Here is a 25,583-nt window from a genome sequence, read left to right as displayed (position 1 = left end):
ATAATTTTAGAAATAATTTGCTTTTAGTTTCAATCCAGCAGTCTCTTCTAGCCCAAAGATCAGGTTCATGTTCTGTACCGCTTGTCCGCTTGCCCCTTTCAATAAATTATCAATTGCAGAATGCACTACCAATGTAGAACCTGCTTTTTCTAACTGAATAATTGCTTTATTGGTATTCACTACTTGCTTCAAGAACAAAGGTTCTTTGATCACAGTTGTAAAAGGGTGTTCGTTATAATATTCTGAGTACAACACATTCAACTCTTCAAGACTTAGCTCACATTTAAATTGCGAGCTGATAAAAATACCTCTTGTAAAATCACCCCTCCACGGTATGAAACTTAATCCGCCATCTTTTGGCGCTGCAGGAAAAACATTTTGCAACTGATGAAGCGATTGCTGTATCTCATCATTATGTTGATGCGTCAATGTTTTGTAAGCAGAGATATTATTTTGTCTCCAACTGAAATGTGATGTAGCGGATAATGATTGCCCGGCTCCTGTACTACCGGTAATGCCTGTAGTATAAATTTCTTTCGGCAACAAACCTGCTTTTGCCAAAGGTAATAAACCAACTTGTATGGCTGTTGCGAAACAACCGGGATTAGCAATATTATTGGCTGTTTTTATTTTTTCTCTTTGTAATTCAGGAAGACCATAAATAAATGTTCTTCCATTTATTTCGGCATCGGCATTCAACCTGAAATCATTGCCGATATCAATTAATTTTATGTTAGATGGAATATCATTGGCTGCAACAAATTTCTTTGCTTCTCCGTGACCGGCACAAAAGAAAATCACATCAACATCATAGTTGTGTGATTCAGAAAATTTCAGATCAGTTTCTCCTACAAGATCAGCATGAACTTTGGATAATAGATTACCAGCATTGCTTCCGCTTTGTGCAAATGCAATTTCAACTTCAGGATGATTAATAAGCAACCTTATTAATTCACCACCTGTATAACCTGCTGCCCCTATAATACCTGCTTTGATCATTTTTTATCTTTATTTGTTTCACAAACACTGTGATATATTCCAACCTGGTTACCAAATATTTTCGTAAAGCCTCTTACATCTTCTCCGGTGAATCCTGTATTCATTTCGCCATACTTACCAAACTTCGCACTCATCAGGTCGTTATCACTTTCAATACCGATAATCTGGAAATGATATGGATTCAATTGAACGAATACATCACCCGTTACTTTACGCTGGCTTTTTTCTAAATACGCTTCAATATCTCTCATCACAGGATCTAAAATTTGCCCTTCATGCATCCAGTTGCCGTAGAATTGTGATAAAGTATCTTTCCATTGCAATTGCCATTTGGTCAACACATGTTTTTCCAATGCATGATGCGCTTTAATGATCACCATTGGCGCAGCTGCTTCAAAACCAACACGACCTTTGATCCCAATGATAGTATCTCCAACATGTATATCTCTTCCTACTCCATAAGGACCAGCAATAGTTTGTAAATATTGTATGGCGCTTGCAGGATGTTCAAAATGTTTATCATTCACCGATTTCAATTCCCCCTTTACAAAATGCAATTTCACTTCCTCGCTACCTGATTTTGTAACCTGTGTGGGCCATGCGCTTTCAGGCAACATACCTTTACTATTCAATGTTTCCTTACCGCCAACACTTGTGCCCCATAAACCTTTATTGATTGAATACATTGACTTCTCAAAATTCATTTCCACCCCTTTGCTTTTTAAATAAGCAATTTCTTCTTCACGGCATAATTTCATATCACGTATTGGTGTGATAATTTCTATCCCCGGCACATCAATATTCAATATCATATCAAAACGAACCTGGTCATTACCAGCACCGGTACTTCCATGCACTACTGCTTCAGCCTGCAAATTCTTTGCATGTTCAGCAATATGCATCGCCTGACTTAATCTTTCTGCACTTACACTTAATGGATAGGTATTATTTTTTAAGCAATTACCGAAGATCAAATACTTAATGATCGACTCGTAATAACTTTCTACTGCATCTACTGTTGTATGTGTTTTTACTCCAAGCTTGTAAGCATGTTGTTCGATGTGTTTCAATTCTTCTTCATTAAAACCACCTGTATTTACAATAACAGAATGTACTTCATATCCTAATTCATCTGTAAGATATTTTACACAATACGAAGTATCTAAACCTCCGCTAAAACCTAATACAACTTTTTTGCTCATGAGTATTTTTTTATTACACTAATTAAAATCACGAATTAAATGTTCAATACCGGTATGTCGTACAAGTGAGTGACACAACGATGTTGATTAAAGAGCTAATGCCCGTTCCATACATTTATTAAAAATTAAATATTTGCCTGAACATAGATTTTGGAGACGGACCACCGCCGCTGTTTTGTCTACGTTTTAATATTTTCAAAAACCTGCTTTGTTTTACTTCCATAAAACGTTCGTAGATCTTCGAATTCTTTTTGAAATCTTCTTTTGTTTCTTCCGGCTCAAAATGATCTGCAGGATCGTACAACATAGCTGTACACATACAGTTCTTTCTTCCCTTACTCATTAAGATATCATAATTAACGCAGCTTTTACAACCTGCCCAAAATGCTTCATCTTGTGTCAACTCAGAATAGGTTACCGGTTCGTACCCCAGATCTGAATTTATCTTCATCACCGCAAGCCCGGTTGTCAGTCCGAATATTTTTGCATTTGGATATTTTTCTCTGCTTAACGCAAATATTTTTTCTTTGATAGATTTTGCAACGCCGCTTTTTCTGTAAGCAGGTGCAACAATTAACCCGCTATTGGCTACATACTCACCTTCCCAGGTTTCGATATAACAAAAGCCTACCCATTCACCCTCTTTAGTAACAGCGATAACTGCCTTCCCCTCACTTATTTTTTGATCGATATATTCCGGTGAACGTTTTGCAATACCTGTTCCTCTGGCTTGAGCGGACGCAGCCATTTCGTCTGTAATTGTCTTGGAGTACTTACAATCGTCAGATGTAGCAACTCGAATGATAATATTATTATTTTCCAATTGTATTAAATTGAAATAGATTAAAGTAAAATTGTGAGAATTCGGTTGTAGTAATCCACTGACAGGGGCAATAAAATGCTCGGCCTATCAGCAACCAGGTCGGCGGCGGGGAGATACTGGAAACACATTTACAATAGCAAATACTACTCCGTTAGAGTTAAAATTTGTATTGATATTATGGAGTTGAATATTTTCCACTTTGCGTTTATTAATTTAATGACACAAAGGTATATCTTTTTATTAATTATCAGCCATTTTTTTACAAAACTTTAGCAAGGGATATAATCACTTACTTAGACCAGCTCTATTACGGTAATTTCAGCTAAAATACCAACTCTGCCGGGGTAACCAATGAAGCCAAATCCACGGTTCACATATAACTTTTGTTTCACATCTTCATACAGTCCGGCCCACTGCTTGTACACGTATTGCACGGGGCTCCATTTAAAGCCAGGTATTTCAATCCCAAATTGCATACCATGTGTATGACCACTTAGCGTAAGATCTATATCAGGATAATTTGGTTTTACCTGTGCATCCCAATGGCTGGGATCGTGGCTCATTAATATTTTGAAAGGATATTTTTCTGCTCCGGGATAAGCCAGGTCCATTCTGCCATGTTTGGGAAATCTTGCCTTGGCACTCCAATTCTCTATTCCAAGCAATGCAATCGTATCTCCATTTCTTTCAATCGGCACATGCTCATTCATCAATAAACGCCAGCCCAGATCAGCATGCACTTTCTTTAAATTCTCTAGGTTTTGTTCACGAGACACTCCATTTATTGGCCAGCTTACATAATCACCATAATCATGATTACCAAAAACAGAATACACTCCCAACGGAGCTTTCAAACGATTGAAAACATCCATATACTCTTCCATTTCTGTTGCTCTGTCATTCACCAGGTCTCCGGTAAATAAAATGATATCAGCCTGTTGATCTAAAATTTCCTGCACTCCATGTTCTACCGCTTTTTTATTTGTAAAACTTCCGCTATGTATATCACTTATGTGTAAAATCTTTAATCCTTTGAAACCGGCTGGTAAATTATCAAAGGATAGCTTTATTTTCTTTACCTGATACTTATACTTATTGCTGAAACCGTAGAGCAAACTGCCAAATAATCCACCACCTGCCGCCAATCCAAGCCAGCTTAAAAAAACCGATCGGGTGATTCCCTCACCTACAACAGCTTCTCCTTCCGTATTCAAATAAAATACTTTACTGGCTATCCATTGAATTAATCGTCGCAGATCATCAAATAATATAAAAACAAATGCGATCAGTTTAGCAAAGAACAACCCTAGAATAGTGGCAAAAAGATAAGTCCTTACTTTACGAGGCATGAAAGTATGGTCGGTCAACACAAAAATCAAAAAGCCAATTACAGCTATCGCAGAAATAGACCAGTAGATCGCATAGACAATGGCTTTTGTTTTAGGAGAACTGTTTTGACAAACAGCTTTAACAGCTTGAAACACATAAGTATCAAGCAATAACATTACAGCAACAAAAATAAAAGCACCAATGGGTGTACGCATCTTCTGAATTATGAGTTATGAATTTAGGATTTAATCCAATGAATTAGATCATCTAATTGTGTATTGATCACTTTTAACGTATTGTCATCAGTAAATCTGCCATTTACATCCATTAATTTATCTACCGAAGATATTGGCAATTGATTATGGTGTACGGTAATTTTGAGATGGTTCAGCACTGCTGATAAATGATCCATCCCCCTCAGGTTTCCTGCTCTTCCGGTTGCTATCCCTGTAAGCAACGCTTTTTTATGCCACCAGGCAATTCGGGGTTTAGACATGTCAAAGAAAAGTTTCAGGGCTCCGGGAAAACTTCCGTTGTATTCCGGTGTAATGAATATAAATGTATCAGTGGGAGCAATGATCTCAGATTCTATCTTTTTAAAGGCCTCATCATATTCCAGCAGGTTTATCCCTTCCAGAGAAAACACATTTGCGTCAACTCCCTTTTCTGCCAAAATTCGCTGGTATTCCTTTGCTACTCTTAATGTATAGCTATCTTCTCTGTTCGTCCCTGCTATTATTGTAATCATTCTATATTTTAATTGTGTATTATTTGTAACAAAGATATTGACTCTTTGTTGCCCAATTTTATGCCGAATAGCTAAATTTGCCAAGCTGTCACATATATATTAATTATTAAACATACCAATATGGACTTTACTTATTACGGCCATTCGTGTTTTAGTGTAGTGTTGGGAGGCAAAAAAATACTTTTTGATCCGTTCATTACCGGTAACGAATTAGCGGCAAGTATCAATATTGGCAGCATTGAAGCTGATTATATTTTTGTAAGTCACGGACATGCTGATCATACGCTTGATTGCATTACGCTTGCACAAAGCACTGGCGCACAGGTAGTTTGCAGCTGGGAGATTCATGAATGGCTGAATAAAAAAGGCGTACCCAATACGCACCCTATGAATACAGGTGGTAAGTGGCATTTTGATTTTGGAACAGTAAAATGTGTAGTAGCGCAACATTCCTCTGGTTTGCCTGATGGCAGTTATGGAGGCAACCCAATGGGCTTTATATTTATTACAGATGAAATAAATTTTTATTACAGTGGAGACACTGCTTTAACGCTTGATATGCAATTAATTCCGATGTTTGCCGAAATTGATCTGGCCATTTTGCCGATCGGTGATAATTTTACCATGGGAATTGAAGATGCAAGTGAAGCAACCAAAATGATACAAACAAAAAAAGTAATTGGAGTACATTTTGATACCTTTGGATTTATTAAAATAGATCATCAAAAGGCAATTGAGTTGTTTAGAAGCAAGGGATTGGAATTAATCCTTCCGGAAATTGGAGAAACAATCAATACCCCCTAACCCCCTAAAGGGGGAACCGGGAAGCAACTTTTATAAAATGTATCAGTTCTTAATTTATTGGTGCAAGTTTTTTGTGAAACCAGCATTGGTACTACTATGTAACATCGTTGCGTCGCACTTTTCTACTGAATACCATTATTGAACTTTTATAGAGTAACTAAATAATTATTAACTAACAAACTAAGTTCCCCTTTAGGGGACAGGGGTATATGGCAAGAGTAATCGGAATAGCGAATCAAAAAGGTGGTGTTGGAAAAACAACAACGGCAATAAACTTAGCTGCAAGTTTGGCAGTATTGGAATACAGAACATTATTAGTGGATGCTGATCCTCAGGCAAACAGTACTACCGGTGTAGGCTTTGATCTGCACAATGTAACGCAGAGTTTATACGACTGCATGGTAAATGAAGCTAATGCAAAAGATGTGTTATTGAAAACTGATGTCCCCAATTTAGATCTGATACCATCACATATAGATCTGGTAGGTGCAGAAATTGAAATGATCAATTACCCGAATCGTGAGGGTGTATTAAAAAAATTATTAGAGCCGATCAAAGATGATTATGATTTTATCATTATTGATTGCTCCCCTTCTTTAGGATTGATCACAGTAAATGCATTGGTTGCATCTGATAGTGTTGTTGTTCCGGTACAAACAGAATTTTTTGCCTTGGAAGGTTTGGGTAAATTATTAAATACCATAAAAATTGTTCAAAACAGATTAAACCCTGAATTACAAATAGAAGGAATTTTAATGACCATGTACGATGGTCGCTTACGCTTATGTAATCAAGTGGTAGCCGAAGTTAGACGACATTTTGAAGATATGGTTTTCAGTAGTATCATTCATCGTAATACAAGACTCAGTGAAGCGCCAAGTTTTGGGAAACCTGTAATTTTATACGATGCTGATAGCAAAGGTGCTGTTAACTATTTAAATCTGGCTAAAGAGGTTTTGCAAAAAAACAATCTAACTAAAATTAAACAAGAAGATAAAATTCTTGAGTAATAAGTAGTAAGTTCTAAGTAGTAAGTTAATATAACCATACCCTTAGAGCACTACCTAAAACTTATTACTTAAAACTTAAAACTCGAAATGACACAACCCAATAAAAAAGACGCTTTAGGAAAAGGAATTCGTAGCCTTTTGCAAAATATTGATTCCGATCTGAAATCAACTGCCGGGTCATTAAAAACAGAGGTAGTTGAAAAAACTGTTTCATCTAATCGTATTCCATTAGATCAGATAGAAGTTAATCCCAAACAACCAAGAAGAGATTTTGATGAAACTGCATTGAGTGAATTGGCTGCTTCTGTAAAAATTCATGATATCATCCAGCCACTTACCGTAAGTAAAATGGCTAATGGCAAGTACCGATTAATTGCCGGGGAAAGAAGATTCAGAGCATCTAAAATTGCTGGATTAAAAGATGTACCCGTTTACGTTAGACAAGCCAACGATGCTGAATTATTGGAATTGGCATTGTTAGAAAATTTACAAAGAGAAAATTTAAACGCTATTGAAGTAGGTTTAAGTTATAAGCGCCTTATGGATGAATTGGATTATACACAGGAACAGGTTGCTGAAAGAATGGGTAAAGAAAGAAGTACTGTTACTAATTATATTCGTCTTTTAAAATTACCCCCGGATATTCAGGTCGCTGTTCGTACCGGTGTTATTTCAATGGGGCATGCAAGAGCATTGATAAGCATTGATGTTGTAGACAAACAGTTATTCGTTTTTTCCGAAATAAAAAACAAAGGATTATCCGTAAGACAAACTGAAGAACTGGTTCGAAGATTGTATACCGGAGGAGGTAATACTGTTAAAAATTCTGCAAAACCTGCGCTTCCACCAGCGTTCAAAAAAATTGAAGATAATTTAGCATCTGAATTCAACACTAAAGTTAAATTGGCTCATAATAAAAAAGGATATGGTTCGGTTACTTTTGAGTACTATTCAATTGAGGAACTGAATAGCTTGCTTGACAAGCTGAATATTAAAGTTAGCTGATGCAAAAATTTTTTTTCATACTTTTTTCTTTTTGCTTTTTTAGTTTATTGTCTTTTTCTCAAACAAAGAAGGACAGTACTATTGCCATTGTTAAAAAAATCCCTGACACCACAAAAAATAAATTCAATCCACGTACTGCCACTATTCGTTCTGCCATTATACCCGGTTGGGGACAGATCTATAATAAAAAATACTGGAAACTACCGTTGGTATATGGAGCATTGGGAACTACCGCAGGTGTATTTTCATATAATGTAAAGAATTATAACCGTTTGAAAAAAGCCTACATCCTTAAAACGGATAATGACCCATCAAATGACGGACAGGTATATGTAAAATTTCAAAATCTTTCGGCAGAATCAATTAGAAGTTATCGAAATGAATTCAGACAAAATGTAGACTACTCTGTCCTTTTCTTTGTCATATTTTGGGGACTGAATGTAGTAGACGCCACTGTTGATGCACATCTCAAAGCATTTGATGTAAATGATGATCTGAGTTTGGAATTAAGGCCGGGTTATAGCCCTTTGGCAAATACCTCAGGAGTAAGTTTGGTTTTAAACATTGGTAAATAAATTCTTTATTAACTTGCAGCCGGATAATAAGGTTTAAGGACTTTAAAATATTTCAAAGGTCCAACTTATTAAACCCATTCAATTTATTAAACTCATTAAATATCACAAATGAACATTGCACTGATCGGTTATGGTAAAATGGGGAAAGCCATTGAAGAGATCGCTCTTCAAAGAGGGCATACCATTGCTTTAAAAATAGACATTGATACTGCCGCAGAATTTACCAAAACAAACTTGAACAAATGTGATGTTGCCATAGAATTTACCGGCCCTCATAGCGCTGTTCAAAATATTTTAACATGCATTGATGCTGGCACACCAGTTGTTTCCGGCAGTACCGGATGGTTAGACAAATGGAATGAAGTAAAAAAAGAATGTGAAACAAAAAGCGGTTCATTTTTATATGCCAGCAATTACAGTGTTGGTGTAAACATTTTTTTTGAATTGAATAAGAAACTGGCTGCGTTAATGAGCCAGCATGCAGAGTATGACGTTAGTATGACAGAGATTCATCATACACAAAAAAAAGATGCTCCCAGCGGAACTGCCATTACATTAGCAGAACAGATATTGGAAAATATTGACAGAAAAACTAAATGGGTAAATGAACCCAGCAGCAAAAAAGATGATTTAAATATCATCAGTGAACGCATAGATCCTGCTCCCGGCACTCATATAATAAAGTATTCTTCACCGATAGATGACATCGAAATAATTCACACAGCCCATAACCGTACAGGGTTTGCTACCGGTGCTGTGTTAGCTGCCGAGTTTTTAATAAATAAAAAAGGCATCTATAGCATGAAGGATGTGCTTGGATTTTAATTATATCTGTAATTAAATTAACGGCTTTTAAACTTTCGTTCTCTATCTTTGTGTACACATGTATAGTTCAATTGTTCCTATTCGAAATCAACAACCTGATTACGCCCTAACCTTAGTTGAACAAAATGAAGAACGGAAAAATCGCACTCGCTATCGTAGACGACCATCAACTTGTAATTGATGGATTAAAATCACTGTTAAACGGACTTGATAAATTTACAGTTGTTGCAGAATGCAACCGACCTACAGAAATGTTGCGGCTACTTCATGAAAAACATGTTGACATTCTGCTTACTGACGTTATGATGCCCGTAATGAATGGCGCTGAATTATCCAAACAAGTAAGAGAACAATTCCCCGATATAAAAATTCTGGCGCTCTCAATGAGCGGACAAGGTGATTTGGTAAATCAAATGATCGACGAAGCTAATATTTCAGGTTATGTTTTAAAAAATATTGGCAAACAGGAGTTTGTTACTGCACTCACCAAAATTTCTGAAGGTGGTATTTATTTCAGTCAGGATGTATTGACAGAAATGACAAAAGCTGCTGAGGTAAGAAAAGAAAATGAAGAGATAAATTTAACAGCCAGGGAAATCGAGATCATTAAATTGATCGAAAAAGAATACAGTAACAGAAAAATAGCAGACTCACTTTTTCTTAGTGAGAGAACGGTTGAAACCCATCGAAAAAATATCTTTCGTAAAACAAAAACGTCCAGCGTTATCGGGCTGATCAAGTATGCCTATGAGCATAAATTAATTTAATGGTTCGACCATAAGGCCGAACCATTACTTACTTTTAATTTTCAGGTCTGGCCTTACAATCTGGCCATTATTTTATCAGCACTAATTGTTTCGTTTGCACCTGTCCGTCATCACTAATTACACTTACCATATACATTCCTTTTGCCCAGGCAGTAGCATCAACTTTATATATTATAGCAGCTGCGCTGTATGTATATTTCAACATACCATGACTATCAAACACCATTATTTTCTTATGTTTATTCTCACTGGTAGCGATGGTAAATACTCCATTTTTAACAGGATTTGGATATAATTTGATCGAATTATTATCACTGATCTTTATAGTTCTGATAGTAGTGTAATAGCCTGCTCCACCATTTTCCACTACTTTAATTCGATAATAATATGTACCTGGCACCAATGACTGATCAGTAAAAGAATAAATATTATTTCCGGAAATATTTTTGACAGTAGTGATCAAAGAAAAACGCACCCCGTCTACAGAACGCAATATTTCATAATGATCGACATTAATTGACTCACCCATCTCCCATCGTAAGAACGCATCCTTATTTTGTTTACTCACCGAAAATGAAGAGACCCTTACAGGTATCGTTGAAGAACAATCAATCACAAATATGCTGTACACATCAGAAGAATCAGTACATCCGTTGAAAGTAACTACTATACTTATGTTATGATTTCCTAATAACGGAACCAATGTTGAAACGGGTAAGCTGGCCCCAGTAAATATATAGTTGCCATTATCAAACCAATCAATCGTGTAAATGCTGTAATTCAGGTTTCCGGCTAAAGCAAGCGGTGGCACAATATTACTCGTATCACAAAGTGTATCACATCCAACAGGGAATAAAATAGCAGATGGACTTCTCTTGATAGAAACTGTGGTAGAATTACCGGAACAGCCATTCACCGGATTGGTTACCGTTACGTAATAATTACCTGATTGCCCCGTACTCATTATTGGACCATATACACCATTACTCCAATAATAAATATAATTTGGATTAGGCGGTAAACCTACGGCAGTGAAGGTGTATATCGTTCCCGAACAGAATGGACCACCGGAAGGAGGCGTTACAATCACCTGTGGTTGCAACCCTACGATCACACAAAAAGTATCAGATACAGAACAACCACCATTAATGCTTGTATCCGTAACTGTTAGTGAATAACTGTAAGTACCGATTGCATTCTGCGAAGTATTTAAATAATAGTTGGTTTCTGCCGGCATTAATACTCCATTCAAATACCATTGATAAGCATAGTTAGACAAAGCCGGAGCATTGTATAGGAATATGTTAGCAGGATTGCTGCCATCCCAACAGGCTACAGTTTGACCCTGTATATCAGCTATAGGCAATGGTCTGTAAAATACCTGACAAATAGGTGAAGTGATATTACAGCCACCATTATTACTGGTTACTACCACCCAATATTGACCAATAGCTCCTGTGGCCAAGGTATCTGCAGTAGCGCCATTAATAATATTTCCGTTATGATACCATTGATAAGTTTGGAAACCAGCCGTAGCCGTTAATGTTGCCATACTACCGGGACAAATAAATGTATCGGGTGTAATATTCAATGGCGGAGGTATGATCACGTTAATAGCATGCGTTGCGCTATCGGTACATCCATGGCTATCCGTTACCGTTAGCGTAATGGTGTAATTGGTTGGGCCTGGTGTTGGATATGAATGATTTGTATTTGCAATAAATGAAGTGGCATTATCTCCGAAATTCCAGGCGTATTGATACAATGGCCCGACAGGTGTTGCACTAAATGGTGCATCTGTGCCGGCACAAACTGTTGTTGGACCACTTATAGCAGCATTCACCAGATACACTGTAACAGGTTTTGAAATAGTTGATGAACAACCATTTTTAGAAATAGTTAATGTAACTATATAGGTTCCTCCTGCGGTATATGTAATGGTGGGGTTAGCCGCAGTATTTGACGGACTGAACGTTGCAGGTCCTGTGGAACTCCAGAAATAAGAATAACCACTATAAGCCGGCATCGCCGTTGAGAGATCACTTAATGTAACAGCACCACAGGTGATCAACGTATCAAAATCAGCTTCCATTGGCACATCAATAGTTCGGCAATAATTTTCTGCACAGGTATCTCCACCACCTGTTACTACATATGTATACAAACAAACAGTATACTGTCCTGCATACTTATATTTGTGATCGACTGTATCAACCACTGTAACTGCACTGGCTCCATCTCCAAAACACCAATGATAAGGAAACTGTGGATTAGGCACAGGAGTAATGTTTGCTTTAAAGTGAATAGTATCGCATCCTGACTCAACAAAATTCATTGCATAACTATTATCACAACAAATAGTATCAATTTTTACATAGCCTAATGTATCCTTGCAACCACTTGCTATATTGGTAGTAATCACCCAATACAAACCAATAGCTGTGGCTGTATAAGAAGACGAATTTGTACCAACCGGATTACCATAAGTATTCATGTACCATTGAAAATTACAAGGACCTCCGGGTGTTGCAACATTAATAGATGAACTGATAGGCTGACCGCTGCAATATTTTATAGAAGTAGTATCCGGTGGTAAATAGTCAAATATGCCTGTACCACATGGCAATACTAAATAAGGTTTTTGATCAGGAGAAATGGTAATTTTTGCTCTCGACGGACAAGCTCCGGGAGATTGATATACATACACCATATAAGTTCCTGCCTGATTGATATTGATAAACTGTGTATTGGTACTTGGTAATGGATTATCATTCAAATACCATTGATAAGAAACACCACTTAAAGTTGACGTTAATGTTATACCGGAACATAAAAAGCCTGTAGGCACAATACTGGTAGCAGGTGGCTCTGCCACTGTTACAAAAAATGTATCAGTGCCACCACAAGTAGTTACCACTACTGTATCAAAAGTAACAGGATTAAATATCGATCCATGCCATTGAATCTGCACTGAATTGGTTCCTTGCCCACTGGTAATAGTTCCTGAATTAACAGGCAGTATACTCCATGTATAACTTCCGCTTGGTAAAGTATTATTGGCAATATAGGCAAAATTTTGATCTACACAAGCATTAGCCGTTCCCGTTAGTATAACCGGTGGAGGCACTGTTGTTACAGTCAAAGTCGCTACGCTTGAAGGACAGCCATTTACTGTTTGATATACACTAACTGTATGTAGTCCTGTTCCATTCCATTTCACCACTACCGAATCTTTATGTGCTCCCATTTCAGAAAGAATAGTATCTCCTGGTGTAACTGTCCATGTAAATTGTCCGGCTCCGGGCATATTCGTTCCTACACTGTACACATAACTACCGCCGGGGCAAATTACCTGCTGACCGGAAATCAATCCTATGGCAGGCGTATCATTAACTATCACATTAAATGAAGATGAAGGCGTACAGTAATTCGTAGTAATAACGGGAGTCGCAAACACTACATAATTTCCTGCTACATTCCATGTTGGTGTAATGATCGGTGTATTTAATAACGATCCTGCAGTGAAGCCACTGTTAGGAGTAATCGTAAAATCTGCCGCTCCACCATCCGTAACAAAATAACTACCCACATTACCTACACACAAAGGGGAAGTACCGTTGATAACAAACTTGGGTTTAATATTTACAATCAAAATGGAAGTATCGCCGCAGCCTGTATAAGGATTTGAGTAAATACAGGTAATAGTATCTGTGCTACCTGGTGCCCCTATCCATAAAACATTGATCTCATTCGTATTCGAATCAGGGCCATTAATATTGCCACCACTTGTTACGCTCCAACTATAAAATGTACCAGGTAAGGATGGCAAAGAATAAGTTTGTGATGAATTTTGGCACACAACCGTATTACCTGTTATAGGAATATTATTATACAAAACCGGCACATTTAACGTACCAACATTACTGCATTGTCCAACACAAGTTCCCGTACTAACGGTTACGGATGTAGGATAATTTACCGGAGGATTATTCCATTGCACCACCACACATTGCTGATTGGCCGGACCAATGATCGTTCCTCCATTTACTGTCCAGTTAAAAGGCGGACAGGTTGAGTTGACACAATAGGTAGCAGTATCATTAGGGCAAAGCATTTTTGAACAACTTGATATTATTTCGGGAGATGTGCCAGGATCCACCGTAATAACCGCCAACATTGTATCAGGGCAACCGCATCTTTCTCCGTCAAACACATTGTAAATAGTAAGCACTACATTATAGGTACCGGGCAATGTATATTGATGTGTAGGATTTGAAGCGCTGGAAGAGTTCCCATCTCCAAAATCCCAATAATAACTGTTTGCGCCGGAAGAGGTATTATTGAATTGTAGAAGTGTACCCGAACAAATATTTGCATTAGGTATAAAATTAAAAGCTGCCGATGGAGGGGTTAACAAACAAAAATTTTCAGTGAGTGTATCTATACAGCTTCCGCTACTATTTGAAACGATCACTTGTAATGAACCCGTACTTCCATTGCCCCAGGTAATGCTGATAGGATTTCCGGAAAAGCTTGTTGGAGTACCTCCAACAACTGTCCATACATAAGTAAATCCGGGTAAATTGGGGAATACAGTGTAATTAGCTACACTGTTTTTACAGGCATACGTTGACTGTAGCGGCCCGCCATTAGAACCTCCCACACATCTGTCATCCGTTTTACAGGGGAAAATATGACCATTATCTCTTAACGAAAATTGTGGACAGCAACTCTGCCCTCGTAGGATGTGTGTTTGTGATAATGCCAATAACAGGACTAGGAAGGGTATAATTTTTCTCATACATACAGGTTAAAGGTGGCAAAGCAAAATACTGGTGCTATGAAAGTAACAAACAGTTGCAAGAAATGCAAGTAAATAATGGAAGGATGTTAAGATAGTTTGCACAATCTATTACATGTATTTAATTAAATTGACATACGAATAAAAAATTAAATTTTTATCATTATCTTCGGAACAATCACATTATTAACCACCTATATCCTAGCAGATCAACTTATATCACCTTATGAGTTTATGTTTATCGGATTTTAGGAAGAGTTTTAAAAAAGTATGGATTTTATTTAGTGCATTTATAATCACCGCACAAATAGGTTTTGCACAAGCCCCGACAATTACATCTTTTTCTCCAAGTCAAATTTGCACAGGTGAAAATGTTACAATTATAGGCACTAATTTTACGGATGCAAGCATAGTTAAATTAGGTAATATTAATGCCGCAAGTTTTATAGTAAATAGTGCTACTTCTATTACTACAACAGCAGCAGCACAATCAAATGGGACTATTACTGTTACTACTCCCAAAGGCTCAGTCAGTAGTGCAAATTCACTTACAGTTTTAGCTGCTCCAATACCGGAGCTAACTGACATCGGCTATTTAAATGCCCCTTTTACCAATTGTGATGGCAACCAAACATATCAATTAAAAGTTAGCAATAGTTCTACAACTGCTGGCGGCAGCTGCATTTATGAAATAAACTGGGGAGATGGTTCCGCTATTTTTACACAAACAGATTGGCCAAACGGAGCAACAACCAATCATACTTACAATGCTCAGGGATATTTTAATATTACACTTACCATTACCCCTGCTAACGGTTGCAAGAAAGTAAAAAATTATAAATTTTATAATGGTACAAATCCTTTAGCCAGTTTAACAACGACGTCTCCTACAACCGGACTGTGTGCTCCCGCCGCAATAGAATTTCAGATAGGTAATTGGTTCAATAATTCACCGGGTACAATTTATGAACTGGATTTCGGCGATGGAAAAAATATCAGTTTATCTCATCCTTTAAATCCAACAAATTCATTTTATTTAACTTCACATACGTATACAACATCTTCCTGTCCTACGCCCGATTTTACAGCAACATTGAATGCTATCAACGGATGCTTTGTTACCAAATACACTTTGAACCAGATAGTAATAAGAAAGAAGCCAATTGCGGATTTCAGTAGCTCAACTGCTTCCCCCTGTGTTAATACCCCGGTTTGTTTTACCAATCTGACAACAGGTGGTTATAGTGGTAATTTCTGTAACAACGCTAGTACGTTTATTTGGGATTTTGGAGATGGTACCCCTACCTATACAGGAACAACCCCACCTTGTCATACGTATGCGACAATCGGTACATATAATGTAACACTATCAGCATCCAATGCAGCATGTGGTAACGATACTAAAACTAAACAGATACAGGTAAAAGCCGTAACTGCTGAACCAACAGTCAGTGCTACTCCCGTAACATATTGTCAAAATCAGCTTGCCATTCCACTAACGGCAACGGGTAATGGTTTATTATGGTATACATCCACAGGAGGATTCGGCAGCACTACAGCCCCAACGCCATCTACCTTTTTCCCTGGCAATACCACTTATTACGTAAGTCAATCTGGAGGAGCTAACGGATGCGAAAGCCCTAAAGTGCCAATTACCGTTACAGTCAATGCCGCCCCCAACCCACCAAGTGTATCCGACGTAGCATTATGTCAAAATCAAACAGCTACCGCACTCTCAGCAACGGGTACTAATTTATTATGGTATACAACCCCAACAGGCACAGGATCAGCAACGGCACCTACACCTCCAACTACTACAATCGGTAACACTACTTATTATGTTACACAAACCGTTAACAATTGCGAAAGCAATAAGGCTGCAACTAACGTAACGGTCAATTCATTTCCTACAGCTCCGATTGCCACCCCATCAACTATTATCTATTGTCAGGGACAAACTGCGTCACCTCTCTTTGTTTCGGGTAATAATTTAAGATGGTACACCGTTTCTACTGGAGGTACAGGTTCTCTGGTTGCTCCTGTTCCACAGACAACTACTATAGGTACTACAACATATTATGTAAGTCAGTTTACTGGATGTGGCGAAAGTCCCAGAACATCTATCACTGTTGATGTAAAAGCAAGCCCATCTGCATCTATTGCTTATACTCCGACAAACCTTTGCAATGTAACAGGTGCTCCTAGCGTTGACGCTATACTAACGGGAACGACTGGTGGTAGTTATTCCATCTCTCCTTCTTTTGGTTTACCTATTGACGCTGCCACAGGGAAACTTAGCCCGGCAGGAGCTACACCTGGTTCATATACTATTACATATACCATACCTGGTGCAGGAGGTTGTGGTAATTTTACCGTAAAAGCAACCGTAAATGTAAATGGTACACCTACTGCCACAATAAATTACCCTTCTACAATTTGCACTTCAGAATTACCTAAAAGTGTTGTAGTAACAGGTTCAACAGGGGGGACATTTTCATCAACTACCGGCTTGACCATTGATAATGCAACAGGAACGATCACTGCTTCAACAAGTGCACCGGGAACGTATACAATAACGTATACGATACCTCCTGCTGCCCCTTGCCCCGGATTTACCACCACAGCTACAGTTACCATAACAAAAGCACCAGTCGCAACAATAAGTTATACGCCAAAAAATCTTTGTAATGTTACAAATACCCCTGCAACTCCCAATCCCCCAGTAACAGTAACACTAACTGGAACGAGTGGAGGAACTTATAATGTATTACCTGCAACAGTCGACCTGACAATTGATGCAACAACAGGAACAATCACTCCTTCAGGTGCAACTCCCGGAAATTACACAATAACATATACTATACCGGGTTCAGGAGGATGTTCGGACCTTATAGTTACAACTCCTGTTACTGTAAGTGGCGCCCCAATAGCAACACTTAACTACCCGGGCTCACCTTATTGCCATGGTATTACTATACCACAACAAGGAATAATTACCGGAACTAACGGCGGAAGTTTTACTTCCGATCCTAAGCTGTCCATCGATGCAACTACAGGAGATATTAATCCATCTTTGAGTACGCCAGGTACTTATACCGTAACCTATACTATTATTCCATCTCCACCTTGCCCGGGGTATATAACAACAGCAAGTGTAACAATAGACGAAAGTCCTGTACTAACTTTTCCTGCATCTACTAAAACAATTTGTTCTGGTGGTTCAGCCATTTTTACTCCGTCTTCCACAGTTGCTAATACAAATTATTCGTGGAATGTTGCAGGTGTATTGCCTGCAGATGTTGTCGGCATTACATCGGGCACATCTTCTGCATCTGCACCTGATATCAATTTATCATTTACAAATACAGGGACAAACAGGCAAACAATCAAGATAGAAGTTACACCAACGAATGCCTCACAAAATCCATGTGACGGAGCTCCATATTTATTAACGCTCAATGTTGACCCGGTACCTCCTGCACCGATCGGCTCAGATACAGTCAACTTTTGCTTGGGGGCCCCTGGCTCAGCACTAACAGCTAATGCATTACCTGGCAATACTATCAATTGGTATGATGAAAATCAAACAGCTTTAGCAACAGCACCCGTTATCAATACAATTGTTCCGGCAGAGTTCACATATTATGCAAGTCAGTCAAATAGCTATCAGTGCGAAGGACCAAAATCAAAAATACTTGCAATTGTAAATCCTACTCCAAAAATAATCAGTTCAAATTTTACAAGTCCACCAACCTGTGGTGTACCGTCAGGATCAATTGTGTTAAACATTCTCGACATCAATAACAATGCGATGCCAAATACTCCCGTGACTGTTTATTATGATAAATTTCTGGCTTCCTACCAGGCAACTGACACCAGTGACGCCACAGGCAAGATCACCATACCTTTGGTAGGAGGCACTTACAAAAATATTTACGTGGAAGCAAAAGGTTGTGCATCACAAAAGATCCCTGATGTATTTGTATTAAAAGACCCGACCCCTCCTGCAAAACCGGTAGCAGGATATAATCCTCCTTTATGCACCGGCACACAATTAAATTTGTCAGCATCATCACCAACAAGTTCTCAAACAGGACCGATAGATTATGTTTGGGTTGGACCAGCTTTTGGTTCGATAGCTGATACCAACAGAAATACAGTGGTAACTTTTCCGAATGCAAAAGTGACTGATGGAGGAACATATATTGTTTATGCGATTCAAAATAATTGCATTTCGGAAGAAGTGAATTTTTTAGTGGATATTAAACAAGCACCAACCAAACCGCAAATAATTACCAATGCTCCTTTGTGTATCGGAGATAACCTTAATTTACAAGCAACCAGTTCTATACCTGGCCCCAATCCAATATTAACATATACATGGGCTGGCCCCGGCAGAGGGTTTCCTGTTAATGCACCGAATGCACAAATCAATAATGTGATCACACAGGATGCAGGCAGATACAGCATTACGGTTACTTCACCACAAACAGGATGCAGTACCAGTTCCGATACAATGATAGGCATCGGCGGCTATCCGATAGTTAGATTTACTCAACATGACTATGTTCTTCCGGCAGGTAATCTTTTACATTTACAACCCATCATCACAAATGCCAGCGCTCCCAATATTTTACCCATGAAAATATTTGAATGGACACCCTCACAGGATATCGATTGCAATGATGCGGTATGTGCTACTCCTGTTGCGAATATTAAAAAGGACGAGTGCTATATTGTAAAAGCCACAAATATTTATGGCTGCAGCGGTTCCGATACGATCTGTGTAAAAGTATTTTGTGAAAAAACACAAGTATTCATTCCAAATACATTTACCCCACAGGGAGGGTTACCCGAAAATTCTGTATTAATGGTAAGAGGTAGTGGCATCGGGCTAATAAAATCATTCAGGGTATTTAATCGGTGGGGGCAGATCGTTTTTGAAAAAAGTAATTTCCCTCCTAACACTCCTGCTTATGGATGGGATGGAAATATAAATGGCAAACCTGCTGAACCAGCAGTATATGTTTATACAGCCGAAGTTCTTTGCGAAAATGGCGTACCATTTACTTACAAAGGAAATGTAACACTGCTTAAATAAATTATTTATGAAACTTTTTTATAAAATATTTTCAATCATTCTTCTTGCACAATGTACTGAAAAAGCATGTTCGCAGGATATTCATTTTTCTCAATTTTACGAACAACCATTGTTGCGTAACCCTGCGCTGGCAGGTATTTTCACAGGAGATATCCGATTCATCACATCTTACCGAAATCAATGGCAGAGTGTAACAGACCCTTATCGCACTTATTGTTTAAGTTCGGAGGTAAAACTACCGGCAAGTTTTCTGGGAGCAGACGATCATTTTACATTAGGACTGCAGTTGACCAACGATATCGCAGGCACTTCCAGGTTTAGTAAAACGCAGGTTTTACCTACATTAAATTTTCATAAATCTTTAAGCAGTGAAAAGAACTCTTACTTATCTGCTGCATTAATGGGAGGTTTTGTTCAACAAAGATTTGACCCTACTAAATTGGTTTTGAATGATCAGTTCTCTGCCAACGCAGATGGCAGTTTCACTATTCAACCAACGAGCCGACAAACATTCGACAATACCAATCTTACCTATGCTGATGTTTCTGCCGGTGTTTCATACAGTAGTGAATTCAGTAATGGAGTAGATTATTATATAGGTATCGGCGCTTTCAATCTTACCAAACCAAAATTATTTTACGCTGGTAATCAAATAAAATTAAATCCAAAATTTGCACTCAACTTCGGGCTATCGGCACCTACAAGCGAAGCCAATGAATTTATTTTTTATGGCGATTATTTTAAACAGGGGGGCCATACCACCTTACAGGCAGGCTTCATGTTGGGACATGATTTTGTAATAGAAGAAGACGACCGTAAAGGAATCAGAGCCGGCATATTTTATCGGATGAATGATGCCATCATGCCTGTTGTACAGTTGGAATTATCTAAAATAACCATTGGCGTAAGCTATGATGCTAATATCAGCAAACTTGTGAGCGCCTCTCAATACAGAGGAGGTTTTGAACTTACTTTATCTTATAGGAATTTTTTAAATATTCGTAACAGCGAACTACAGTCAACAAGGTGTCCGCAGTTTGGAAGAGCACAATCCAGCAGTGGTTATCTGGGATATTAAAATCAATACACGTACACAAAAAAAGCGCAGGTATCCTCTGCGCTTAAAAAATATTTTGCTTACATAATTAGTTATTTCCTATCATATCAATATCATCTTCAATAGGATCTGCTTTCGGATCATACCCGTATTCATTAGAACCCGTTTGACCTTCTGTACAAGCCAATACTAAATTGTAGATGGGTATCAATAAATACCAACCACTTTTGCCAACATCATGCATGCGTCTCACGCCAACTGCAATAGATGGAATCAATGTACCAAAAGAAAATATCAGTCCTAAAATACCTATAGTAGAACCAATGGCCGCATCTATAAAAGATATGACTATACTAATCAAGATAGAAAATAAGGTAAAATACCAATATTCTTTTCTTCTGGCTCTGCCTTCAAAATTTGCGTAATTTTTTAAAACTTTTACGAAGTAATCGAATCCGCTCATGGGTGTATAATATTAAGGTTAAAAAACAAATGTAGGTGAATTATAGAAGTTTCAAAAAAATTATACCTTCATAAAGAAGATTTTTAACCCCAGAAAAATACAACATTATGCAACCTAAAGAAATAATAGAAAAATGGGTAGACGCATTCAACAAGGTTGATATCGAATCTTTGATGAATTTATATCATGATGACGCTACTAATCATCAGGTAGTAAATGAGCCGCTAGTAGGAAAAGATGCTATCAGGAAAATGTTTGAGACCGAATTCTCTTTAGCAGAAATGGTTTGTATTGTAGAAAATGTTTTCGAATCAGGCGACTGGGCAATGCTTGAATGGAAAGACCCCAAAGGACTAAGAGGTTGTGGATTCTTTCATATTATCAATGATAAGATAATATTTCAACGCGGCTATTGGGACAGATTATCTTTTTTAAGAATGAACGGATTGCCATTGCCAAAAGAGTAATCAATGGTTGTATAAAATTACCTTGAATCGATATTCTCATAAAAGGAAACACTTATTTTTATAGAATGGAAAATGTAGGTATTATCGTAATGCTTTTGTTTGGCATTACATTTTTAGGCATACTCAGTACTAAATATAAATTCCCTTTTCCCATCATATTGGTATTGAGTGGAATATTGATTAGTTTGATACCGGGGCTGCCTGTTATTGAACTTGACCCTACTATTGTGTTTATCATTTTTTTACCTCCATTATTATATGGTGCAGCATGGAATACCAGCTGGCACGAATTTAAAGCAGCAATCCGCCCTATATCACTAGCAGCAATAGGTTTAGTGATATTTACTACTGTACTTGTTGGTGTAGCAGCTCACTGGCTTATTCCGGGTATTGGCTGGCCCGTTGCATTTTTATTAGGTGCAATTGTATCTCCTCCCGACGCCGTAGCAGCATCCTCTGTTACCAAGGGACTTGGACTAAGTCCCAGACTCATTTCTATCTTAGAAGGAGAAAGTCTAGTGAATGATGCCAGTGGATTGATTGCATATAAATATGCATTGACCGCCATCACCGGTAGTTTTGTATTATGGAAAGCAGGACTTAATTTCTTAGTGGTAGCTTCTGCTGGTATAGCTATCGGACTGGGTATAGCATATCTCATGTATATCATACATAAAAAATTTATTTGTGACCCGGTTATTGAAGTTACACTTACTTTCCTAACCCCGTTTGCTTCCTACCTGTTGGCAGAACATTTTCATTTTTCAGGTGTGCTGGCAGTAGTATCAACAGGCCTGTATTTATCTTTCCGTTCTGCAAAAATGTTTACGAACGAAAGCAGGATAATGGCTTATGCTGTCTGGGATGTGGTAGTGTATATATTGAACAGCCTGATATTCGTTCTTATCGGACTGCAACTAAGAAATGTGATGCAGGGAATCACCGATTACTCTACCGGCACATTGGTGCTGTATGGAATTGCTATAAGCATGGTAGTAATAATAGTAAGATTTATATGGGTCGTTCCTGCAGCCATGCTTCCCCGTTATTTAAGCAAAAGGATCAGAGAAAAAGAAAAAGATTTTGACCCACGCAATATGGTATTGTTTGGATGGGCCGGCATGCGTGGAGTCGTTTCTATGGCGGCTGCATTGGCATTGCCCATTACATTGGACAATGGCACCGCTTTCCCACATCGCAATCTGATCATATATCTTACTTTTTGTGTTATCCTTTCTACGTTGATACTTTTAGGATTAACGCTTCCCTGGATCATAAAGAAAATGAAGATGCAACCGCATTCTATTGTTGCAGAAGAATATGAAGTAAGAACACATGTGGTGAGTCATGCTATTGAACATATTGAAGGAAATCTTTCACTGATACAGGATGAACTATTACACAACATCAAAAGCAAGTACGAAGTAAAATATAACAGACTGCAAAAAACTGATCTGCCTGCCAATTACTTTGGTAAAGGGGGTACACTTCCAACCAATACTTTTAATGAATATTCTCAATTACAAATAGGATTGATCTCTATTGAACGTAAAGCGCTGGACGAATTACACAAATCAGGTAAAGCAAGTGAGGAGATCCTCCGCAAAATTGAAAGAGAGCTTGACTTGGAAGAAACACGACTGCAAATGGAAATGTATCAGTAGATTTAGACATGCCCGGGAATCACACAACACAATAAAAGATGAATAAAGAGCAAAAAGCTGAATGGATGCCGGATGGAACGGAAAGCCCGGAACGTAGCGCAGCGGAGTGAGGACTTGGAGTGATAGCCGGAACAAATGTTGACAACAGCATAACTGCTGATAGCCCCAAATAAAAAGAGGAGTTCATTACTGAACTCCTCTTTGTGAACTGGCTGGGAATGCCCAACTTTCACTAGAACGTAGTACAGTAAAGGATTTCATGATATTTTTGTATTTATAGTTACCGAATTAGTTACCTTTTAGGCTCTGAATAGGACTTAAACTCATATTCTTGCATAAACATCTTTATGCTATATTTAATAATTAGTGACGTTCCTTTCTCTTTCGTACTCCAGAACCTCAAAAACCTATCTACTACAGTACACACTCTTTCTTTTACACATTTTAAAATAAATTACAAAAGGAATAACCATAACTTTCCCTCAATTGCTCTTGGTCAAGCTACGGCTACACCCTTTGCCACGCAAAATGGATGGGTAGTTGATTATGAGGCGGGGGGCTTTTGTATACACTTACTGCAAAATTGTAAAATTGCAATCTAAATTTTCAAAAAAAAGAAAATTATGGAATATCCTTTTTACTTATGGTGTTCTTTATGCCAGTTAAAATAATCAACAGTATTTTGATTATAATAGGTACAACCTGTATCTGTTAATTGGTTAATGTAGTTTTCTAATTCTAACGAAGTCGGTGTTTTATTTAAGCTAACAAATTGACCATTTTCAACTATTATGTAACCTTTTTCAAATAATTCATCACATCCAAACTTACACATAGGCATTACAACATTCAAATCTCTTTTTTCTTGTGGAGTACAATATGACCTTTTCTTTATATGTGCTGTAACTAAATACGAAACAGGGTAAACTTTCTTACAACAAGCACAGGTGCCATTTGTATTATTCCCGAACAAATATGTTTTTAAGTACCCCTGTTCTAATCTTCTTGTTGTAGTAATTTCCCTTTCTGTATCTTCAAGATTATCTAATAGATTAATTAAATTTTCAAAAGTAGGTGCATTTACTACTGGAATAAATACTTCACTAGCTAAATCAAAACGATTAAAAACTAAATTGCTTTGTTCCTCAGTCAAAACACCGAATCCTTGTATAACATAATTATTAGCATACCCAACTGTTGTATTAAATTCAATGTAAGGAATATTTAAATTCCGAATTTCTTCTAGAAAGTAAACATATTCCCATGTTTCACCATTATTATTATAACCCCAAAGAGTTGAGGCTAAATTTCGACTATGTAATTTAAATGTAGTAACTCCTGAAGCATAAATAGCTCCCTCTTTTGAAAAAAGTGTGACATCTCCACGTTGAATTCTATCCCATTTTGTAATATTATTACCTCCAGGTGTCACCCCCCAGACATAACATAAACCCGTAGGGTATATCTGAGATAAATTTTGAAATTCTTCTGCTGTTATATGGGGTTGTATACGAGTTAATGGAACTGGGGTTTCAATGGTATCCAGATAATGTTCACGAGCATCCCTATTTCCCGAAGGTTGTAATATTATTTTACTCATCTCTTCTATTATATTTTACAGCATTATCTTTTGATAGTTCTACAGGATATTTAACTGAATTCAAATCAATTTTTTTATTTGCTTCATTAATCAAGTCAATACCTAATTTATCTGCGATTCTAATAATATAAATAAATATGTCTGCTAATTCTTCCTTAGCCCTCAAAAGATTCTTTTCATTTATATTATCCAATAATGTTTCTTCCTCTTTTAGCCATTGAAAGATTTCCATAAGTTCACCAACTTCACCAGCTAAAGCCATTGATAAATTCTTGGGACTATGGAATTGATCCCAATTTCTGTCCTTTGCAAATTGTCGCAGTTTTATTTTTAAGTTATCCAT

General features: G+C 37.6%; 19 protein-coding genes. 10 read left to right on the top strand and 9 right to left on the bottom strand.

What is annotated here, in order from left to right; all coding sequences use genetic code 11:
- Window positions 1-6: 6 nt before the first annotated feature.
- The 5 genes from argC to LK994_RS08330 all read right to left on the bottom strand — a co-directional run bounded on the left by argC (window position 7) and on the right by LK994_RS08330 (window position 5,101).
- Entirely contained in the window at window positions 7-999 is a 993-nt protein-coding gene (argC, locus tag LK994_RS08350; protein ID WP_229759619.1) for an N-acetyl-gamma-glutamyl-phosphate reductase, read from the bottom strand.
- Window positions 996-2,201 carry an argininosuccinate synthase gene (gene argG / locus LK994_RS08345; protein WP_229759618.1) on the bottom strand — a complete coding sequence of 402 codons (1,206 nt, stop codon included), beginning with the start codon at window positions 2,199-2,201 and terminating at the stop codon, window positions 996-998. The genes argC and argG overlap by 4 nt, the downstream gene beginning before the upstream one ends.
- 118 nt (window positions 2,202-2,319) lie before the next feature.
- On the bottom strand, window positions 2,320-2,949 hold the full coding sequence (locus tag LK994_RS08340; protein WP_229759617.1) for a GNAT family N-acetyltransferase: 630 nt from the start codon (window positions 2,947-2,949) through the stop codon (window positions 2,320-2,322).
- 368 nt (window positions 2,950-3,317) lie between these two features.
- The gene (locus LK994_RS08335) at window positions 3,318-4,568 is read right to left on the bottom strand and encodes a metallophosphoesterase (protein WP_229759616.1); all 1,251 of its coding nucleotides are present in this window, start codon (window positions 4,566-4,568) and stop codon (window positions 3,318-3,320) included.
- Between the two features lie 23 nt (window positions 4,569-4,591).
- Window positions 4,592-5,101, bottom strand: a complete 510-nt coding sequence (locus LK994_RS08330) for an NADPH-dependent FMN reductase (RefSeq protein WP_229759615.1) — start codon at window positions 5,099-5,101, stop codon at window positions 4,592-4,594.
- Between the two features lie 120 nt (window positions 5,102-5,221).
- Here LK994_RS08330 and LK994_RS08325 point away from each other — a divergent pair, with 120 nt between their 5' ends.
- From LK994_RS08325 to LK994_RS08300, 6 genes are all read left to right on the top strand, one after another.
- Window positions 5,222-5,905 (top strand): metal-dependent hydrolase, encoded by a 684-nt coding sequence (locus LK994_RS08325; protein ID WP_229759614.1) that lies wholly within the window; start codon window positions 5,222-5,224, stop codon window positions 5,903-5,905.
- 209 nt (window positions 5,906-6,114) lie between these two features.
- The gene (locus LK994_RS08320) at window positions 6,115-6,915 is read left to right on the top strand and encodes a ParA family protein (RefSeq protein ID WP_229759613.1); all 801 of its coding nucleotides are present in this window, start codon (window positions 6,115-6,117) and stop codon (window positions 6,913-6,915) included.
- Window positions 6,916-7,002: 87 nt separating this feature from the next.
- Complete coding sequence (locus LK994_RS08315) at window positions 7,003-7,920, top strand: ParB/RepB/Spo0J family partition protein (RefSeq protein WP_229759612.1); 918 nt, start codon at window positions 7,003-7,005, stop codon at window positions 7,918-7,920.
- On the top strand, window positions 7,920-8,495 hold the full coding sequence (locus LK994_RS08310; RefSeq protein WP_229759611.1) for a DUF5683 domain-containing protein: 576 nt from the start codon (window positions 7,920-7,922) through the stop codon (window positions 8,493-8,495). The genes LK994_RS08315 and LK994_RS08310 overlap by 1 nt, the downstream gene beginning before the upstream one ends.
- A gap of 108 nt (window positions 8,496-8,603) precedes the next feature.
- Window positions 8,604-9,320 carry a 4-hydroxy-tetrahydrodipicolinate reductase gene (gene dapB, locus LK994_RS08305; RefSeq protein WP_229759610.1) on the top strand — a complete coding sequence of 239 codons (717 nt, stop codon included), beginning with the start codon at window positions 8,604-8,606 and terminating at the stop codon, window positions 9,318-9,320.
- Between the two features lie 125 nt (window positions 9,321-9,445).
- Window positions 9,446-10,087 carry a response regulator gene (locus tag LK994_RS08300; protein ID WP_229759609.1) on the top strand — a complete coding sequence of 214 codons (642 nt, stop codon included), beginning with the start codon at window positions 9,446-9,448 and terminating at the stop codon, window positions 10,085-10,087.
- Window positions 10,088-10,154: 67 nt separating this feature from the next.
- Here the strand turns inward: LK994_RS08300 and LK994_RS08295 are convergent, their stop codons facing one another.
- Window positions 10,155-14,888: a PKD domain-containing protein gene (locus tag LK994_RS08295; RefSeq protein ID WP_229759608.1), complete on the bottom strand. Its 4,734-nt coding sequence runs from the start codon at window positions 14,886-14,888 to the stop codon at window positions 10,155-10,157.
- A 226-nt stretch (window positions 14,889-15,114) separates the two neighbouring features.
- Between LK994_RS08295 and LK994_RS08290 the strand changes: the two genes are divergently transcribed.
- Both LK994_RS08290 and LK994_RS08285 read left to right on the top strand, forming a co-directional pair.
- On the top strand, window positions 15,115-19,989 hold the full coding sequence (locus LK994_RS08290) for an Ig-like domain-containing protein (RefSeq protein ID WP_229759607.1): 4,875 nt from the start codon (window positions 15,115-15,117) through the stop codon (window positions 19,987-19,989).
- A gap of 7 nt (window positions 19,990-19,996) precedes the next feature.
- On the top strand, window positions 19,997-21,067 hold the full coding sequence (locus LK994_RS08285) for a PorP/SprF family type IX secretion system membrane protein (RefSeq protein ID WP_229759606.1): 1,071 nt from the start codon (window positions 19,997-19,999) through the stop codon (window positions 21,065-21,067).
- Window positions 21,068-21,134: 67 nt separating this feature from the next.
- Here LK994_RS08285 and LK994_RS08280 read toward each other — a convergent pair whose 3' ends face one another.
- Window positions 21,135-21,509, bottom strand: coding sequence for a DUF805 domain-containing protein (locus LK994_RS08280; RefSeq protein WP_229759605.1), 375 nt, complete (start codon window positions 21,507-21,509; stop codon window positions 21,135-21,137).
- Between the two features lie 107 nt (window positions 21,510-21,616).
- On the opposite strand from LK994_RS08280, the gene LK994_RS08275 reads away from it, so the two are divergent.
- Window positions 21,617-21,976 carry a nuclear transport factor 2 family protein gene (locus LK994_RS08275; protein WP_229759604.1) on the top strand — a complete coding sequence of 120 codons (360 nt, stop codon included), beginning with the start codon at window positions 21,617-21,619 and terminating at the stop codon, window positions 21,974-21,976.
- Window positions 21,977-22,041: 65 nt separating this feature from the next.
- Window positions 22,042-23,640, top strand: a complete 1,599-nt coding sequence (locus LK994_RS08270; protein ID WP_229759603.1) for a Na+/H+ antiporter — start codon at window positions 22,042-22,044, stop codon at window positions 23,638-23,640.
- Between the two features lie 637 nt (window positions 23,641-24,277).
- Here LK994_RS08270 and LK994_RS08265 read toward each other — a convergent pair.
- Together LK994_RS08265 and LK994_RS08260 are read right to left on the bottom strand one after the other, a co-directional pair.
- Complete coding sequence (locus LK994_RS08265; RefSeq protein ID WP_229759602.1) at window positions 24,278-25,240, bottom strand: hypothetical protein; 963 nt, start codon at window positions 25,238-25,240, stop codon at window positions 24,278-24,280.
- Window positions 25,233-25,583 (bottom strand): nucleotide pyrophosphohydrolase, encoded by a 351-nt coding sequence (locus tag LK994_RS08260; RefSeq protein WP_229759601.1) that lies wholly within the window; start codon window positions 25,581-25,583, stop codon window positions 25,233-25,235. Before LK994_RS08260 ends, LK994_RS08265 begins: the two co-directional genes overlap by 8 nt.

Source organism: Ferruginibacter lapsinanis (genome assembly GCF_020783315.1).
Classification (GTDB): Bacteria; Bacteroidota; Bacteroidia; order Chitinophagales; family Chitinophagaceae; genus Ferruginibacter; species Ferruginibacter lapsinanis.
Note: the sequence above shows the minus strand (reverse complement) of the source record. Positions and strands in the feature narration are given on the sequence as shown.